We start from the raw sequence: 18262 nt of genomic DNA on the forward strand, positions 1-18262 counted from the left end.
GAGCTACAGCTCCTCCTCGCGACATGGACCGGCGCCTGCCCCACCTGCCACCGCGACATACCCACACTCACTCCGACCTGACCAAGCCCTACTAGATCCGTTCACTTCTGTTGAGGACTCGTGTCGATCGTGTTGACAGACGTTCGGTCCCTCCCTTTTGCTGGCTGCCATTCACGCGCATCCGACCGAGGGCGGGTCCACCGCCCCACCCTGGAGCCGCACAATGAAAAGATGGCGTCTACTCCCCGCGGTCTGCCTCCTGTCCCTGGGGCTGTCCGCACCCGCCTACGCCGCCGAGGCCACCCCCGCAGTGGCGGCGGCCCCGGTCAGTGACCCGGCCTCGCTGGTGAACCCGCTGCTGGGAACCTCCCACGAGGGCAACACCTTTCCCGGTGCCGACGTGCCCTTCGGCATGATCCAGTGGAGCCCCGACACCCCCTCCCGCCCCCCGGGCGGTTTCTACGCGTACTCCGACAACGTTGTCACCGGCTTCAGCCTCAACCACATCTCCGGACCCGGCTGCGGGGCGATGGGCGACATCCCCGTGCTGCCGACCACCGGCGCCGTGGACGGCGAGGCAACCGTCGGTTTCAGCCACAGCAAGGAGACGGCGAGCGCGGGATCGTATGCGGTCGACCTCGACAACGGGGTCAACACCGAGCTGACCACCACGTCCCGTTCGGGCATGTCGCGGTTCACGTTCCCGTCGAGCACGCAGGCCAACCTGCTGTTCAAGATGAGCGCGGACCGGGCCAGTGACATCCACTTCGACAAGGTGAGTGACACCGAGGTCAGCGGTCAGATCACAAGCGGCTTCTTCTGCGCCTCCAGCCCGACCTACACCCTGTACTTCGACATGGAGTTCGACCGCCCGTTCACCTCCACCGGCACCTTCGACGGCGGGAACTCGGTCACCTTCGACACCACAGGCGACAGGACGGTGCAGGCGAAGGTCGGGATCTCCTACGTCTCGGTCGCCGGTGCCACCGCCAACAGGGAGGCGGAGAACCCCGGCTGGGACTTCGACGCCACGCGCGACGCCGCACACGAGACCTGGAACGACACGCTGGGCCGGATCGCCGTGACCGGCGGCACGGCGGACCAGCAGAAGGTGTTCTACACCTCGCTGTACCACTCGCTGCTCCACCCCAACCTGCTCAGTGACACCGACGGGAAGTACTGGGGTTTCGACCACGAGGTGCACACCGTCTCCGGCGGCCAGAAGGCCCAGTACGGGACATACTCCGGCTGGGACATCTACCGCACCCAGGCGCAGTTGCACGCGCTGGTCGCCCCGGAACAGGCCAGTGACAGCGCGCAGTCCCTGGTCAACGACTACGAGCAGGCCGGCTTCTTCCCCAAGTGGTCGCTGAACTCGGCCGAGACGCAGGTCATGAACGGCGATCCCGGTCCGGCGATCATCGCGGACTACTACGCCTTCGGTGCCAGGAACTTCGACACCGCGAAGGCCAAGCAGTACATGGTCGAGGAGGGCACCACCAGCAACCCGATCCGGATGGGCCTGGACCTGCAGACCAAGTACGGCTACCTGCCCTCCGACGGCACCTATCCGCACGACTTCTACGGCTCGGTGGCCACCCTGCTGGAGTACAGCGCGCAGGACATGGCGACCTCGGCGTTCGCCGGCGCCCTGGGCGACGGGGCCACCCAGTCGCAGTTCGCCAACCGCGCCCAGGACTGGAAGAACGTCTTCAACCCCGACAGCGGCTTCATGCAGCCAAAACTGGCCGACGGGTCCTGGAGGTCCGACTTCTCCCCCACCAGCAGCGACGAGTTCGTGGAGGGCACCTCCTGCCAGTACACGGGCGCCGTCCCGCACAATGTGCGCGGTCTCGCGGACGCCATGGGAGGCAACGACAAGATGGCGGCCTACCTGGACAGTGTCCTGTCCGACCTGAAGGGATCCGGAGGGTCGCACGCGGATCTCGGCAACGAGCCGTCCATCGAACTGCCCTGGGAGTACGACTACATCGGTCAGCCCTGGAAGACGCAGGAGGTCGTCCGCCGGACGCAGGAGCAGCTGTGGCCCAACGACCCGGCCAACTGGGGAGTCGGCAACGACGACCTGGGCACGATGAGCGCCTGGTACGTGTGGTCCGCCCTGGGTTTCTACCCGCAGACCCCCGGCACCGCCGATCTCGCGCTGGGCAGCCCGCTGTTCACCAATGCCAAGATCACCCTCGGGGGCGGCGGAACCATCGACGTCAACGCCCCGCAGGCGGCCACCGACGCACCGTACGTACAGAGCGCCAGGCTGGACGGCGCCGACTGGGACAAGGCGTATCTGCCGCAGTCCTTCGCGACGGAGGGGGGAACGCTCGACTTCACTCTGGGCACCAGTGCGAACACCAGCTGGGCGACCAGCGCCGCCGCGGCCCCGCCCTCGTACAACGGCGACGGAGGCGCCAAGCCGCCCGGCCCGTCCCTCACCCCACCGGCCAGGTCGCCTCGGAGCTGAACAGGGCCAAGTGCCGTGCTGCAGAAAGGTGATACGTGCCTCGACATCACCGGGGGTGGCACGGCCAACGGCAGCCCTGTCGAGACCTGGGACCGCACCGGCGGGACGAACCAGCAGTGGCAGGTGGCCGGGAACGGCGCGCTGCGCAATCCCGCCTCCGGCCGCTGCCTGGACGTCCCCGGATCCGACACCACCAACGGCAAGCAGCTCGACATCTGGGACTGCGACGGAGGCGCCAACCAGAGAGGGAGCCTTCCCGGCTGAGCCCCTCGGGTGACAGCAGCCGACGGTAGGACACGGTCGCGACGTGCGGGCCGGTGACGCGGAAGACGTCACCGGCCCGCACGGCTGCCGGTCACCAGGACGCGAGAAGGCGTACGGGACTGCGCGAGGTGCTTCCCAGGCGCCACTCGACGGACTCCGGTGGCTGCGCCAGCCGCAGACGGGGAAAGCCCGAGGCCAACCGGTGCAGGGCGAGGTGGAGTTCGAGCCGGGCCAGCCAGGCGCCCAGGCAGTAGTGCGGCCCGGCGCCGAACGACAGGGTGGGCGCTTCCAGGGGGGCGAACAGGTCCTCGGTCCGGTGGACGGAGAAGACCTCGGGGTCCCTGTTGGCCGTACCGCAGTCGGCGAGGACCACCGCACCGGCCGGGATCAGCACCCCGCCCACCTCGACGTCCTCGGCGGCCCGGCGTGCGCTGCCGCGGTCGTCGCCGAGGGGGATCAGGTGCAGCAGCCGGCCCGCCACCGCCTCGGCCGCCGCCTCGTCGGCCGCGAGGCGTGGCCAGCACGCGCGCCGCTCGCCGAGCAGGTAGAGCAGCGAGTTGCTGAGCATGGTCATCGTGCTGTCGTGTCCGCCGGCGACCAGCCCGCACACGAGGTGCACCAACTGGGCCTCCGGGATGCCGCCCTCCTCGTCGGCGGCGCGCACCAGGCTGCTGACGAGGTCCTCGCCGGGGGCGCGGCGGCGCTCGGCCAGCAGGGCGGCGCCGAAGGCGGTGAACTCGGCCAGGGCCGCGTGGACCTCGTCGACGGGGCGGGAGCCGTCCGAGAAGGCGTACTCGCTCCAGTGGCGCAGCCGTTCGTGGTCCGAGGCGTCGAGTCCCATGAGCCGGCTGATCACGGCGACGGGCAGCGGCAGGGCGAACTCCGCGACCAGGTCGACCGGCTGCCCCCGTCCGGGCAGGACGGCCAGCAGGTCGTCCACGATCGACGCGATCCAGGGGCGCCATCGCGCGACGGCCCTCGGGGTGAAGGCGCGGCGTAGCGTCCGGCGCAGCCGCAGGTGGTCCGCCCCGTCCTGGTTGAACATCAGATCAGGGTTGTCGACGAGTCCGGGGCTCTGGGGCAGGGGCGGTCCGTCCGGGGCGTAGAGGAGGGCCCGGCCGAACCTGCTGTCGCTGAGGACCTGGCGCACGTCGGCGTAGCGCGTCGCGAGCCAGGCCGGGGAGCCGTCGGGCTGCGTCGTCGGGCGGGGCGGGCCGTGGACGGCGAACTCCAGTCGGTGGAGCGGGGGCAGCGGGCTCGGGGAACCGCTGACGGTGCCTGCTGCGGCGGACACGGTGCCTCCTGACGGGACCTGCGGGGCGCCTGGGAACGCTCCGGGTTCGTGGTGCTCCGGGTGCTGCGGGGTACGGGCCGGGCAGGACGGGAGCAGCGTGCCGAAGCCGTCGGTGGCGGCTGCGGTCACAGTTCCACCAGCACCTTGCCGAGGTGGGCGTCGCTCTCGTGGTAGAGGCTCCGGTAGGCGGCGGGGATGGCGTCGAAGCCGCTGTGCAGGGTGTGGTCGCACACGATCTCGTCCCGCCTGATCCGGTCGCCGAGTTCGGTGTGCAGAGCCTGCCAGTTCTCCTCGGTGAACCACTCCAGCGAGAAGATCCCGCGGACGGTCGCGCGGGGGAACATGAGGTACGGCAGGAGACGGGGGCCGACCGCGTCCTGCCCCACCTGGGTCGCCCACTGCCAGCACACGGCGACGCGGCTGCCGATGTTGAGCATCGAGAACACGGCGTCGGTGACGGCGCCCCCCAGGTTGTCGAAGTAGCGGTCGACTCCGTCGGGGGCCGCGCGGGCGAGGGTCGCGCGGACGTCCTCCGCGCTGTCGCCCTGGCCGTAGACGACGACCTCGTCGAAGCCGAGCCGCTCCAGGTACCGCGCCTTCCGGGGGCTCGACGTCGTGCCGACGACGCGCGCTCCGGCGATCCGGGCGAGCTGTCCGACCAGGGTGCCGACGGCCCCCGAGGCGCCACTGATCACGAGGGTGTGGCCGGGGCCGACCTCCAGGAAGGTGTTCAGGGTGCCCCAGGCCGTCATGCCGGGTCCGCCCATCGAGCTGAGGGCCGTGGCCAGCGGCAGGCCGTCGTCGTACCAGCGCGGGTCGAGGCGGCGGTAGTCGGGGAAGACCATCGGGAAGGTCCCGGTCTGCCACAGTTTCGCGGTGCCGTCGCTGATCACGTGGGACTGCCAGCCGCCGAAGCCCTGCACGAGGTCGCCGGGGCGGTGGGCGGCCCGGGGGCCGGCCTCCAGGACCTCCATGACGGAGTCCGCGCCCATGTGCATCCCGAGCGGGGTGTCGAGCGCGATGCCCTGGAGGTAGGGGTCGACGGAGACGTAGCGGGTCTTGAGCAGCATCTCGTCGGGGGCGAGGTCGATGTCGACGTCCTCGACGACCTTCTCGTAGATCCGGTCGACGTCGGGGACACCCTCGACGTGCTCGCGGACGACCCACTTGCTGATCTTCACTTCTGCTCCTTCTGGACCTGGGGGTTCTGCGGCGTCCGCGGGGGCTGGACGCCGGTGGGTTCCGTGGCCTGCGCGGGGTCGGCCCTCAGCGCGGCCGGCCGGACGGGCGCGGCGTCGGCGCGGCTGCGGCCGGTGGGGCCGGCGGTCCGGCAGCTCCGTGGCCGCCGGTGGGGCGCGGTCCGACCGGGATGACGAGGTGGGTGGGTGGCGGCGCGTGGTCGTCCACGGAGGCGGTGAACTCCCTGCCGTCGTCGCGGCACACGAACTGCATGACGTGCCGGCCCGCGGCGGCGGCGCGGATGAGTCCGCCGGTGGTGGCCCACACCCCGGACTGGTAGAAGTTCTCCAGGCCGGGCAGGCCGGGCCCGTGCTTCTTGACGAGTTCCTCAAGCGTCTCGCCGCTCTCCACGAAGGGCTGCCAGCCGAGGACGGTCCCGTCGTGGTTGCCCGTGTACCTGACCTGGGTGAGCGGGCTCGACACGTCGCGCACCACGACGGCCTCCTCCAGCCCGGGGAAGCGCTCGTCGAGGAAGCGCACGAGGGCCTTGCGGGCCTTGCGCTTGGCCGCGTAGTAGCCGCGCCCGTGCCGCACGGGGAGGGTGTGCAGTTCCTGACCGCCGCGGGTGCGGGTGCGTTGTTCCGGCCCTTCGTCCAGGGCGCGCCAGGGCGCGATGTCGCAGAAGTAGGTGGCGTAGACGACGGTGGTGCCGTCCGGTGCCAGCTCGGGGTAGTGGCGGTTGCGGAACTGGACGTTGATGCTCGCGTGGCGGATACCGGTCAGTTCGGCGCACTGCGCCTCGTCGAGCAGGTAGGTGGTGCACGGATCGGCCTCGGGGAAGGCGCGGTCGAGTCCGAGGAAGAGGGTGAAGTAGCCGGGGAACACCATGCCGGGCTCGTGGATGGTGCGGGTGTAGAGGCGGCGGTAGTCGTCGTTGAGGTAGCGGTCGCCCAGGAACGTGGACATGGTGGTCTTGCCGTCGCAGGCCGAGACGACGATGTCCGCGTGCAGTTCGCTCCCGTCGCTGAGGCGTACGCCGACCGCCCGGTCCCCCTCGACCAGGATCTCCTCGACCTTCGTGTTGTACGAGATCCGGCCGCCCAGCCGCAGGTAGCGGGCCTCGATGGACCTGGCGAGGCCGAGCGATCCGCCCTCGGGCACTCCGGCGGACAGGTTGGCGTGCGAAGCGAGCTGGAACTGGGTCGGCAGGACGGGGAAGTTGGGGTGCTTCTCGTAGAGGACGAAGTTGAACGCCTCGCGCAGCAGAGGGTCCTGGAACCGCGCGGAGTACTCGGACATCAGCACCGAGATCGTCTTGCGTACGGCGTTGAAGTACGGGAGGAAGGAGGCGAGCATGCGCCATCGCTCCACGCGGCCCATCAGCCCGACGGGCTTGAGGAAGGGGTAGACGGCCAGGGCCTTGCGGAAGGCGCGCAGGTGGTCGCAGAACTCCTTGATCCGGCGGGCGTCGGGGGGTGAGAGTGCGCTGAGGTGGGCCTCCAGACGGTCGGGGTCGGAGTAGAAGTAGACGGCCCGCCCGTCCCGCGCGCGCACGATGTTGAACACGTCGAAGTGGCGGATCTCCTTACCCTGGAGCGCGCCGAGTTCGAGCCAGATCTGGTGCATCTCGTTGCCCGGTCCGCTGCCGAGCAGCCAGCTGACGCAGGCGTCGAGGGTGAAGTCGCCGCGCTCCCAGGCGGTGCAGCAGCCGCCGGGGATCTCGTGCATCTCCAGGATGTGGGTGCGGTAGCCGTTCATCCGGGCGTAGCAGCCGGTCGAGAGCCCGCCCAGTCCGGCACCGATGATGATCATGGTTTCCCTGCCGCGTCCGGCCGCGGTGGTGCGCGGGGTGCGCCGTGGGGTCATGCGCCCTCCTCTCGTGGGGTCACGCGCCCGTCCCGTCCCGCGAGGACCAGCGGTCCAGTTGCGGCAGGTGACCCAGCTTCCCGGCGTGCCAGGGCTCGGTCGCCGGGCTCTCGTGGGCCCGGAAGGGGATGCCCAGTTCCGCGCACAGGTACTGGGTGGCGAAGCGGCCGGTGGAGGCGGCGCGGATGAGTCCGCCCATGCCCACCCACTGGCCGGCCATGGAGAAACCGCTGAGCCCGGGCAGCCGCATGCGGTCCTTGCCGACGAGTTCGGCGGCCACGTCGTCGGCGTCCGAGAACGCCTTCCAGGCCAGGATGGAGCCCTCGTGGTTGCCGGTGTAGCGCCGGTTCGTCGCGGGTGAGGCGACGTCGACCAGGTCGATGCGCTCGCCGGTGCCCGGCCACAGCCGGTCGAGGAAGCTCCGCACGAAATCGGCCACCTTCCGCTTCTGCGCCCAGTACGCCTTGCGGTCGCTGCGGCGCAGGGTCGTCCAGTAGGCGTAGTCGCTGAAGTAGGTGCAGTGGACGACCGATCTGCCCGGTGGGGCGAACCCCTCGGCGTAGCGGGAGCGCAACTGGACGACCAGGCTGTTCTGCAGCGCGCCGGGCAGGGCGCCGGCGTCCGCGGCGGGCAGCAGGTAGGTGGTGCTGTGGGCCTCCCCCGCGGGCGGGTCGCCCCGGATGCCGACGAAGGCGGACACGACGGCGGGGAAGAGGGTGCCGGGGCGTTCCAGCAGTTCGGTGTACAGCTTGTCGATCCTGGGGCCGGTGTACCGGCCGCCGAGCAGCCCGTACACGGTCGTGTGCCCGTCGCAGGCCGAGACGACGTGGTCGGCGTAGTACCTGCTGCCGTCGCGGAGCTGGACGCCGACGGCGCGGTCGTTGTCGACCAGTACCTTCTCGGTGCGGGCGCGGTAGGTCACGGTCCCGCCCAGTCCGGTGTACCGCTCCTCGATCGAGCGGGCCAGGCCCAGCGAACCGCCCTGCGGGAAGCCGGCGTTGCCGTGGTGGGCGGCCGCCATGTTGAACAGGTAGGGCAGGAGCGGGAAGCCCTCGGGGTCCTGGAAGAAGATGTTCCGGAAGGCCCGGCGCAGCAGCGGGTCCTGGAAGCGGTCGGCGAAGCGGTGCATCGGTGTCGCGGCGGTGCGCCAGAAGAGGCGGAAGGCCGGCAGCACGGTGCGCAGGGTGGCGGCGCGTTCTCGTGCGGTGCGCAGGGCGGGCGCGGTCAGGAAGGGGTACAGCTCGATCTGTGTGAACCGTCGCAGGTCCCGGCAGAAGGAGTGGATGAGTTTCGCGTCGGCGGGTGAGACGGCGCTGAGGTGTTCCTCCAGCCGCGCGGGGTCGTTGTAGAAGGTGACCGAGCGGCCGGTCTCGTCGACGACCTTGTTGAACAGGTCGAAGTTGGTGATCGTCTTGCCGTCGAGCGCGCCGAGTTCGCGCCAGATCCGGTTCGCGTCGTTGCCGGGTGCGGTGCCGATGAGCCATTCGATGCAGTAGTCGAAGAGGTAGCCCTCGCGGGACCATGCCGTGCAGCAGCCGCCCGGCAGCACGTGCTTCTCGAAGATCCGGGTCCGCAGGCCGCTCATCTGCGCGTAGCAGCCGGTGGACAGCCCCGCCACGCCCGCGCCGACGACGATGACGCGGGGCCGGCTGCCGGGTCGCCGCTCGGGCCTGGACCAGTCGCTCTCGGCCTCGTCAGGACGCATGGTCGGCCTCTCCGGTGAGCAGGGACCACACCAGCTCGGCGTTGCGCGGCAGGTGCTTGGGGTCGAGCAGGTCGGCGTGGGTGCCCGATCCGCGCAGGACGCGCGTCCTGCGGGCCGAGCTGCCGTGCCAGGCGCCGGGCATCCCGGGGGCGTACAGCTCCGCCTTCAACTCGTCGGTGACGACGCTGACTTGCGCGACGACCGTGCCGGTGTTGGGGTTCCTGCCGCAGAAACCCAGGTACTCGGCGGCGTGTTCGAGCGCGGTGCGGGTGACGATGCGGGAGCCGGTGTGCTGGTACAGGTGCCGGCCCAGTTCCTCCTCGAAGGCCCGGACCCCCTCCTCGTCCGGTTCGTATGCCTCCATGACACGGCGGGAGTCGAGCACCACGACGTGGGAGACCTGCCGCCCGCGTGCTTCGAGTTCGCGGGCCACCTCGAAGGCGAGGTTGCCGCCGAGGGAGTAGCCCAGCAGGAGGCAGGGCCCTTCGGGTTCGGTGGCTTCCACGAGGTCCGCGTAGCGCGCGATCTTGTCGTCGCCGGGTACGTAGTTGAAGGCGACCGTCCGGTACTGCGGCAGCTGCGCGGCCAGCCCCCGGTAGACGAGGCCGTGACCGCCGGCCGGCGGGAAGCAGAAGAGGGGCTGCCCGGCCTCGGGGTTGAAGGTGAGGTACGGCAGTTCCTCGGCGGTGGTGGTGTTGACGAGGTCCTCGACCGCGGCGGCCATGCCGTGCAGGGTCGTGACCTGGTACAGCCGGCTCACCGGGATGCTGACGCCGAACTCGGTGCGCAGGTGGTGGAGCAGTTCGATCAGCTTGATCGAGCTTCCGCCGCACTCGAAGAAGTCGTCCGCGAGCCCTGCCCGCTCGACGCCGAGCAGCGCCTCCCAGTGGCGGGCCATGCTCGTCTCGTAGAGCGTCGTGGGCGCCTCGTACGCCGCCTGCCGGTCCGCGCCGTGCGGCATGGGCAGGGCGGCCACGTCGACCTTCCCGTGCGCGGTGAGCGGGAGTTCGGGGACCTCCACGAGATGGGAGGGGAGCATGTAGGACGGGAGGGCCGCGGCGAGGTGGCGGCGCAGCGCGCGCAGATCCAGTTCCGCTCCTCGCTCGCTGACGCAGTAGGCGCACAGCGTGTCCTCGCCGGCGGAGTCGGTGCGGACGGCGACGACCGCGCGGGCCAGTCCCGGCAGCCCCGCGAGGTGCGACTCGATCTCGCCGATCTCGATGCGGTGACCGCGCAGTTTGACCTGGTTGTCGCTGCGTCCGAGCAGGTGGGCGCGGCCGTGCGCGTCCCAGCGAGCGAGGTCGCCGGTGCGGTAGAGGCGTACCGGGCGGGCGCCGGGTGTGCGGCTGAGGGTGCGCTCGACGAAGCGGAGCGCGGTCTGTTCCTCGTCCCCGGCGTAGCCGGTCGCGACGCCCTCGCCGCCGATCCACAGTTCCCCCGGCACGCCGGGCGGGACCGGCTGTCCGTACGCGTCGAGGATGTGCAGGGTGGAGTGGGGCAGCGGACGGCCGATGGGCACCGTCAGGCCCGGCTCCAGGTCGTCGGCGGGGCCTTCGAAGTAGGCGCTGTCGATGGTCGCCTCGGTCAGGCCGTAGGAGTTGAGGACGCGGGTGCCGGGGCCGCACAGGGCGCGCAGCCGCTCGTACTCGGCGACCTTCCAGGTGTCCGAGCCGACCACCAGCAGCCGCATGAAGTCGAGCCGCTCCCCTTCGCGCGCGCACTGGTCCATGAGGGCGCGCACCACGGCGGGGACGAACTCGGCGCAGTCGACGTGCTCCTCGCGCATCGTGCGCAGCAGTCGCGCGGTGTCGAAGACGAGGTCCCGGTCGGCCAGGACGAGGGTGCCGCCCGAGCACAGGGCGCGTACGAGGTCGCCGGTGAAGACGTCGAAGGAGGGCTGGGCCATCTGGAGGTGGACCCGCACGTCGCGGTCGAGCCGGTACTCCTGGAGCCAGGCCGCGTAGACGGAGGCGAGGTTGCGGTGGCTGACCCGGACGGCCTTGGGGACTCCGGTGGACCCGGAGGTGTTGATGACGTAGGCGGTGGAGTCGGGGCCGGTGGTCGTGTCGGGGGCCGGTCCCTCGCTCTCGGTCGTGCGCAGCGCGTCGAGTGTCACGACCTCGGCCGGCAGGCTCTCGGCCCACTGGGCGCGGCGGTCGTCGACGACGAGGAGGGTCGCCCCGGCGGCGCGCAGGGCGCGGGCGACGCGTTCGGCGGGCTGTTCGGTGTGCAACGGGAGGTAGGCGGCGCCGGCCTTGAGGACGGCGAGCAGGGTGACGATCAGCTCGGGAGACTTGTCGAGGCAGAGTCCGACCACGCAGCCCTCGGTGACGCCCAGTTCGCGCAGGCGCCGGGCTCGGGCGTCGGCGCACCGGTCGAGTTCACCGTAGGTCAGTTGCGTGGTGGGGCCGCCTGCCGAGGGGGCGCGGACGGCCACGGCCTGCGGGCGGGTCGCGGCCGTCTCGGCGACGAGGTGGTGGACGGGCCGGTGCGGGCGCGGGAACGGCCCGCTGTCCCGCGTCGCCGGCTCGGGGCCCGGTGCGGCGTCCTGCTCCGGCAGGCTCGGGCCGGACGCGGTGGGCCCGGGCCGCCGGCCCGCGCCGCTCCATTCGGCGATCAGCTGTTCGTGTTCCTGATCGTCGAGCATCTCCAGTCGCGGGGTGGGGAGTTCGGGCTCCGCGCGGGTCATGCTGTCGAGGAGGTGGACGTAGTGGCCGGCCATCCGGCGCACGGTCCGGTCCAGGAACAGGTCGGTGTTGTACTTGAAGACGCAGTGGAAGCGGCCTTCGGCCTCGTCCTCGTAGACCGACAGAGTGATGTCGAACTGGCCTTCCTCTTCCGGCAGTTCGATGTACTCCAGGGCGTACCCGTACTGCTCGGTGGCCACCTTGTGGGTGAGCAGGATGAACATGGCCTGGAAGACGGCCGAGCGGCTGGGGTCGTGCTGGAGGCCGAGCTTCTCCACGAGCAGGACGAACGGGTACTCCTGGTTGTCCAGGCCGCCCAGCACGGTGTGCCGGACCTGTTCGAGCAGCGCCTCGACGGTGGGTTCGGCGGACAGGTCGGCGTGCAGGGGCAGCGGGTTGACGAAGTAGCCGTAGACCGAGGCGAACTCCTGTTGCGTGCGGCCGGTCACCGGGCTGCCGACGATGACGTGGTCCTGCCCGGAGTAGCGGTGCAGCAGGACGTAGTAGGCGCTCAGCAGGACCATGAACGGGGTCATGCCGTGCCGCTGGGCCAGGGCGTGGACGCGGGCGCTGAGGGCCTCGTCGAGGACGAAGAACTCGGAGGCGCCGTTGTGCGTCTGGACGGCGGGGCGCGGCTTGTCGACCGGCAGGTCGAGGAGCGGGACCTCGGCGGGCAGGTGGGAGCGCCAGTAGTCGAGCATCCCCCCGGCCTCGGGCCCGGCCAGGAACCGGTTCTGCTGGTTGAGGAAGTCCAGGTAGCGGGCGCCCACGGGCGGCAGCGCCGGCTCACGGCCCTGCTTGAGCGTCTCGTACACGGCCAGCAGCTCTTCGATGAAGGTGAACGTGGAGATCGCGTCCGAGACGATGTGGTGGACGGCCTTCATGATGATCCAGCGGCCGGAGCCGCGCCAGAACAGGCGGAAGCGGACCAGGGGATCGCGGGCGAGGTCGTAGGGCTCGCGGTACTCGTGGATGATCGTCCGGCGGATCTCCTCCCACTCCTGGCCGCGGACGTCGAACAGGGCGAGGTCGGGTTCCGGCCGCGCGGTGACGCGCTGCTCGGGGCGGCCGTCCACCAGGTGGAAGTTGGTGCGCAGCGCGGGGTGGCGGGCGACGAGCCTGCGCACCGCCTCGAACATGAGGTCGGGGTCGATGTCGGCGCGTACCTCGACGGCGCCACCGATGTTGTACGCGTAGCCGTCCGGGTTGAGCTGCTTGAGGAACCAGAGCGCCTTCTGGTTCTGGGTCAGGGGGTAGCTGCTCTCGTCGGTGAACGCCTCGACGGCCGTCCCCTGGTCGCCGTCCCCGGCGCCGGCGCTCACCCGGTCGAGCAGCCCGTCGTGGAGCCGGTCGGCGAGTTCTCCCACGGAGGTGCCGCTGAGGAGGGCGACGACGGGCAGGGCGATGCCGAGTTCGGCCTGGATCCTGGCGCGCAGTTCCATCGCGAGCAGGGAGTCGAGTCCGAGGGCGCTCAGTCCGGTGGAGGCGTCGAGGTCCTCGGCGCCGGTGCGCAGGACGGAGGCGACGAGTGCGGTGAACCGCTGTGTCACGAGCAGGCGGCGCCCCTCGTCGTCGGCTTCGCGGAAGGCCTCGTGGAAGCCGCCGCCGGTGTCGGCCGCGGACTCCCGTGCGGCCGCTGCGAGTTCGGTGACCAGCGGGGGCGGTGCGTCGTACCAGGCGAGGAAGGTGGGCCAGTCGACGACGGTGGCGACGAGGAGCTGGGCGTGGTCCTGTCCGATGACCCGTTCCAGGACGCTCATGCCGACGTCCGGGGAGAGTGAACTCATGCCGCGGCTGTGGAGGTAGTGGCCGACCAGGCCCAGTTCCTCGATCATGCCGGTCGCCCAGGGCCCCCAGTCCAGGCTCAGCGCGGGCAGGCCCTGTGCCCGGCGGCGGTGGGCCAGTGCGTCCAGGAACGCGTTGCCGGAGGCGTAGTTGGTCTGCCCGGCGGTGGTCAGCACGGAGGCGATGGAGGCGAACAGCACGAAGTGGTCGAGGGGTTCCTCGCGCAGGTGCTTGTCCAGCAGGTAGGCGCCCACGACTTTGGGGTCGTGCACCGCGTCGAAGGTCGCGCGGTCCATGTCGGCCACCAGGGTGTCCCGCACCTGGCCGGCGAGGTGGAAGACGCCGCGGAGGGGCGGGGGGTCGCCACGGCGGTGCGTGTCGAGCCACGTGGTCAGGGCGTCCTCGTCGGTGAGGTCGACCGGGGCGAGGACCGGCTGTGCGCCCAGCGCCTCCAGCTCCTTGACGAGGGCGATCGCGCGGCCCTCGGGGGTGCCGGGGGCGGTGTCGCGCCACTCCTCGCGCGGCGGCAGGGGGGTGCGGCCCATGAGGACGAGGTGGCGGGCGCCCCGCTTCGCGAGGGTGCGGCACAGCAGGCGGCCCAGCGCGCCGAACGCACCGGTCACGAGGTAACTGCCGTCGGCCCGCAGCCGTAGCGGCAGGGGGCGGGTCAGCCCTTCGGCGGGGCGCAGGCGGCTGGTCGCGCGGCGGTCGCCGCGCAGGGCGATCTCCTCCTCGTCCTCGCTCAGGAACTCGCGCAGGAGTGCCTGGGCCTCGGCGCGGGCCCCGGGCGGGCCGGGCTCGCGTGCGGGATCGAGGTCGACGAGTTTGCCCGGGTGGCCGGGGAGTTCCTGGTGGCGCAGTACGCGGGTGACGCCCCAGGCGCAGGCCGCGAGCGGTTCGACCGCCTCGCCGGGGGTCACCGGCTGCGCTCCCCGGGTGACGACGTGCAGCCCGCAGTTCTCCTCGCGGGCCGCCAGAGCGCGGGCGAGGGCGACGAGGGAGTAGGAACCGGTGGCGGTGGAGCGTGCGAGATCCGTCCTCGCGGCGTGCGCGACCTGCGGCAGGTCGAGATTCCACAGGTGCACGACCGTGCCGCGAAACGGTGTCTGTCCGCTGTCGAGTTCGGTGAGGAGCCGGTCCAGTTGTCCGGCGGAGTCCGGTGCGAGGGTGTAGTCGCCGCCGCCCGCCGAACGCTTGTAGGAGGTACCGTGCCGGACGGTGCGGACGCGGTCCCCACGCGCGGTCACGAGGGCGGCGAAGGCGTCGCCGACCCCGTCGTCGTCCGCGAGGACGAGCCAGTCCCGCGGGCCCTCGGTGCGGTCGGTGGCGAGGGCCTCGTCGGTTTCGGGCCAGGGACGGTCGATCCAGACGGGCTCCGCGAGCCAGCCGTCGACGGTGGCGCGGGAGACGGCTGTCGATGCCTTCTCGATGTCGGCCGCGCGGAAGCCGCTGAGCCGGCCGAGCGCCGTCCCGTCCTCGGTGTACAGCGCCAGGTCACCGACCAGCTCCTCGCCGTCGTCGCGGGTCACGGTGGCGTGCACCCACAGGGGCCGGTCACCGACCGGCGCGAGGTCCAGTTCCCCGACGGAGAGCGGGAGCCGGATGCCGCTCGCCCCGGACGGTTCTCCCCGCTCGGGAATCTGCGGCGTCAGCAGGGACTGGAAGCACGCGTCGAGGAGCACGGGGTGGATGTGGTGGTGGGCCGCGTCGTCGCCGATCGCGGCGGGCGGGCGGACGCGGGCAAGGACTTCGCCCGCGCCGATCCACACCTCCTCGACGGCCTGGAACGCGGGCCCGTAGTGGTAGCCGAGAGCGGCCAGCCCCGCGTAGCACTCCTGGGCGTCGAGCCTGCGCCCGCTGCGCTTCTTGATCGCTTCGGTGTCCAGCGCCGGTGTGCTCGCACGCCGTTGCACGCTGCGGACCACTCCGCTCACGTGCACCACCGCTTCGGTGTCGGCCCCGGCGGGAGCGGAGGCGACGGTGAAGGCGGCGTCCTGGAGGGACACGGACAGGTGCACGGTGCGGGCCTCGTCCTCGGGGAGGAAGAGCGCTTTGCGCAGCTCGATGTCGGAGAGCACGGCGCGGGTGCCGCCGGTGAGCTTGCGTACCGCCTGCGTCACCATCTCCAGGTAGCCCGCCGCGGGGAAGACCACGGTGTCCTGGATGCGGTGGTCGGCGAGGTACGGGAGCCGTTCGGTGTCGAGCGTCGCGTGCCAGGTCGGTTCCGCCTCGTCGGTGCGGCGCCCGAGCAGGGGGTGGTCGAGCAGGCCGAGGCGGACCTTCGCGACGGCCTCCGGCTCGGTCCAGTGCCGTTCGCGCCGCCACGGGTAGCGGGGCAGCGGCACCGTGCGCCCGGTGGGCTGGAGCACGTCCCAGTCGATGTCGACGCCGAGGTTGTGCAGCGTGGCGAGGGACGCGGCGAAGCGCTCGGGCTCGTTCTCCTCGCGGCGTACGGAGGGCACCGTGACGGCGGTGTGGCCGCCGCTCTCCAGGCACTCCCGGATCGCGTGGCCGAGGACGGGATGGGGCCCGATCTCCAGGAACAGGCGGTGCCCGTCCTCGGCGAGGGCGTCCACGGCGGCGCGGAAGGACACCCGGTCGCGGACGTTCTTCCACCAGTAGGCGGCGTCCAGTGCGACGCCGTCGGCGCGGCCCCGCTGGGCGGTCAGGTACAGCGGCACCCGCGCGGGGCGGGGCGCGAGAGGGGACAGGGCGCTCAGCAGCTCGTCCTTGACGGGGTCCATCCGGGCGCTGTGGTAGGGGACTTCGACCGTGAGGAACTTGGCGAAGACCTGCTCGGCGCGCAGTTGCCCGGCGAGTTCGGCCAGGGCGTCCGCGTCGCCGGCCAGCGTGACGGAGGTGGGGCTGTTGACCGCCGCGACGGAGACCCGCTCGCCGTGGGGCCGTACGCGACGCTCCGCCTCCTCCTCGGAGAGGCTGACGGCGAGCATGGTGCCGGTGCCGGCCAGAGTGTGCTGGAGGCGGCTGCGGTGCACGACGATGCGCACCGCGTCCTCAAGCGAGTAGACGCCCGCCTCGTAGAAGGCGGCGATCTCCCCCGTGCTGTGCCCGACGACGGCGTCGGGGCGGACACCGTGACTGCGCCAGAGGGCGGCGAGCGCGGCCTGGACGGCGAAGTTGGCCGGCTGGGCGAGCCAGGTCTGCGCCATCCGGGAGTGGTCGGCGTCGGCGCTCATCTCCTCCAGGAGCGACCAGCCGGCGATCCGGCGGATCTCGCGGTCGCACGCGAGGATCGTGTTCCGGAACACCGGTTCGCTCTCCAGGAGTCCGCGGCCCATGCCCCACCACTGCGGGCCCATGCCGGTGAAGACCCAGACCAGCCGCCGCTGCGCGGGGTCGAGCACGCGTCCCTGCACGACGCGGGGGTGCGGCCTGCCGCTCAGGTAGGCGGACAGCCCCTCCTCCAGCGACTCCTGCGTGGAGTAGACGACGGAGAGCCGGTTCTCCAGGTGCTGACGGCGGCGGGCGAGGGTGTACCCGAGGTCGGCGAGCGCCGGCGCGGGTCCGTGGAGCGCGGCCAGTTCGGCGCGGATGCCCTCGGCCGTCTCGGGCAGCGCGTCCGGGTGGCGCGAGGTCAGCGGAAGGATGCTCCACGCGCCCCGGCCGGGCCCCTGGGCGCTCGCAGCGCTCTCGGTGCTCTCGGGCGGGGTGCTCGTCGCGCGCGCGGGGGCCTCCTCCAGCAGCACGTGGGCGTTGGTGCCGCCGAAGCCGAAGGAGTTCACCCCGGCCCGGGCGGGACCCTCGTGCGCGGGCCACTCGGTGACCTCGGTGGGGATCTCGTAGGGGGCTGCGGTGCGGTCGATCGCCGGGTTGAGCTGTTCGAGGTTGATGTGCGGCGGGATCAGGCGGTGTTCGAGGGCCAGGCTGGTCTTGATGAGGCCGGCGATCCCGGCCGCCGACTCCGTGTGCCCGATGTTGGTCTTCACCGAGCCGACGTAGCAGGGGGCACCGGGGGTCCGTCCGACGGCGAGCACGCGGGCCAGGGCGTTCGCCTCGATCGGGTCGCCGACCGGGGTCGAGGTGCCGTGCGCCTCCATGTACTGGAGGTCGCCGGGCGTGATCCCGGCCTCGGCGCACACCTGTCCCACGAGGGAGATCTGCGCCTCGGCGCTGGGCACGGTGATGCCGTTGGTCCGGCCGTCCTGGTTGACGCCGCTGGCGAGGATCACGGCGTGCACCGGGTCTCCGTCGGCCAGCGCGTCCTCCAGGCGCTTGAGCGCGACCAGGCCGACCCCCTCGGCGCGTACGTACCCGTCGGCCGCGGCGTCGAAGGTGCGGGAGTGCCCGCTGGGCGACAGGAAGCCGCCCTTGGTCTCCGCGATGGTGTACTGGGGCGTCATGTGCAGCAGGACGCCCCCGGCGAGCGCGAGGTCGCTCTCCCCTCTCCTGAGGCTCTGGCAGGCGAGGTGGACCGTGACGAGCGAGGAGCTGCAGGCCGTGTCGACGGTGAGGCTCGGGCCGCGGAAGTCGAAGCAGTGCGAGATCCGGTTGGACACCATCGTCATCATGGTGCCGGTCGCGGTGTGGGCGGCGAGTGTCTCGAAGCCGAGGTCGGCGAACTGCAGGATCTTGTAGTCGAGGGTGAACGCGCCGACGTAGACGCCCGTGTTGCTGCCCGCGAGGTCGGCGGGCCGCTGACCGCCGTCCTCCAGCGCCTCCCACGCGACTTCGAGGAGTTTGCGCTGCTGCGGGTCCATGTGGTCGGCCTCGCGCGGGCTGATGCCGAAGAAGGCGGGCTCGAACTCGTCGAAGCCGTCGATGTACCCGCCCCGGCCCCCTACCAGCCGGCCGGGCTTGTCGCGGTGGCGGCTGCCGAGAGTGGTGACGTCGTAGCGGTCGGACGGCGTGGGGGTCACGCAGTCCTTGCCGCTCACCAGGTTCTGCCAGAAGCCGCGGTGGTCCGTCGCTCCGCCGGGCAGGCGGCAGCCGATCCCGATGATCGCGATCTTGCCGGTCGCCGCTTCGTTGATCGCCTCTGCCAA

The 18262-nt window shown here is 71.6% G+C and carries 7 protein-coding genes; 2 read left to right on the forward strand and 5 right to left on the reverse strand.

What is annotated here, in order from left to right; all coding sequences use genetic code 11:
• The first annotated feature begins 223 nt into the window (after nucleotides 1–223).
• Nucleotides 224–2479, forward strand: coding sequence for a GH92 family glycosyl hydrolase (locus AB0J21_RS19455; RefSeq protein WP_363147251.1), 2256 nt, complete (start codon nucleotides 224–226; stop codon nucleotides 2477–2479).
• 15 nt (nucleotides 2480–2494) lie between these two features.
• Entirely contained in the window at nucleotides 2495–2743 is a 249-nt protein-coding gene (locus AB0J21_RS19460) for an RICIN domain-containing protein (RefSeq protein ID WP_363147252.1), read from the forward strand.
• 91 nt (nucleotides 2744–2834) lie between these two features.
• Here the strand turns inward: AB0J21_RS19460 and AB0J21_RS19465 are convergent, their stop codons facing one another.
• From AB0J21_RS19465 to AB0J21_RS19485, 5 genes are all read right to left on the reverse strand, one after another.
• On the reverse strand, nucleotides 2835–4037 hold the full coding sequence (locus tag AB0J21_RS19465) for a cytochrome P450 (protein WP_363147625.1): 1203 nt from the start codon (nucleotides 4035–4037) through the stop codon (nucleotides 2835–2837).
• Between the two features lie 125 nt (nucleotides 4038–4162).
• On the reverse strand, nucleotides 4163–5218 hold the full coding sequence (locus AB0J21_RS19470) for an NADP-dependent oxidoreductase (protein WP_363147253.1): 1056 nt from the start codon (nucleotides 5216–5218) through the stop codon (nucleotides 4163–4165).
• An 85-nt stretch (nucleotides 5219–5303) separates the two neighbouring features.
• Entirely contained in the window at nucleotides 5304–7028 is a 1725-nt protein-coding gene (locus AB0J21_RS19475) for an NAD(P)/FAD-dependent oxidoreductase (RefSeq protein ID WP_363147626.1), read from the reverse strand.
• Nucleotides 7029–7101: 73 nt separating this feature from the next.
• A complete protein-coding gene (locus AB0J21_RS19480; RefSeq protein WP_363147254.1) occupies nucleotides 7102–8787 on the reverse strand; it encodes an NAD(P)/FAD-dependent oxidoreductase in 1686 nt (561 codons plus the stop codon).
• A complete protein-coding gene (locus AB0J21_RS19485; protein ID WP_363147627.1) occupies nucleotides 8777–18262 on the reverse strand; it encodes an amino acid adenylation domain-containing protein in 9486 nt (3161 codons plus the stop codon). The genes AB0J21_RS19480 and AB0J21_RS19485 overlap by 11 nt, the downstream gene beginning before the upstream one ends.

The organism is Streptomyces sp. NPDC049954 (assembly GCF_040656295.1).
Classification (GTDB): Bacteria; Actinomycetota; Actinomycetes; order Streptomycetales; family Streptomycetaceae; genus Streptomyces.

Bases quoted from the DNA above. Each gene is read 5' to 3' on its own strand.
- AB0J21_RS19455 (WP_363147251.1), top strand. From the start codon at position 224: ATGAAAAGATGGCGTCTACTCCCCGCGGTCTGCCTCCTGTCCCTGGGG.
- AB0J21_RS19475 (WP_363147626.1), bottom strand. From the start codon at position 7,028: ATGATCATCATCGGTGCCGGACTGGGCGGGCTCTCGACCGGCTGCTAC.
- AB0J21_RS19480 (WP_363147254.1), bottom strand. From the start codon at position 8,787: ATGCGTCCTGACGAGGCCGAGAGCGACTGGTCCAGGCCCGAGCGGCGA.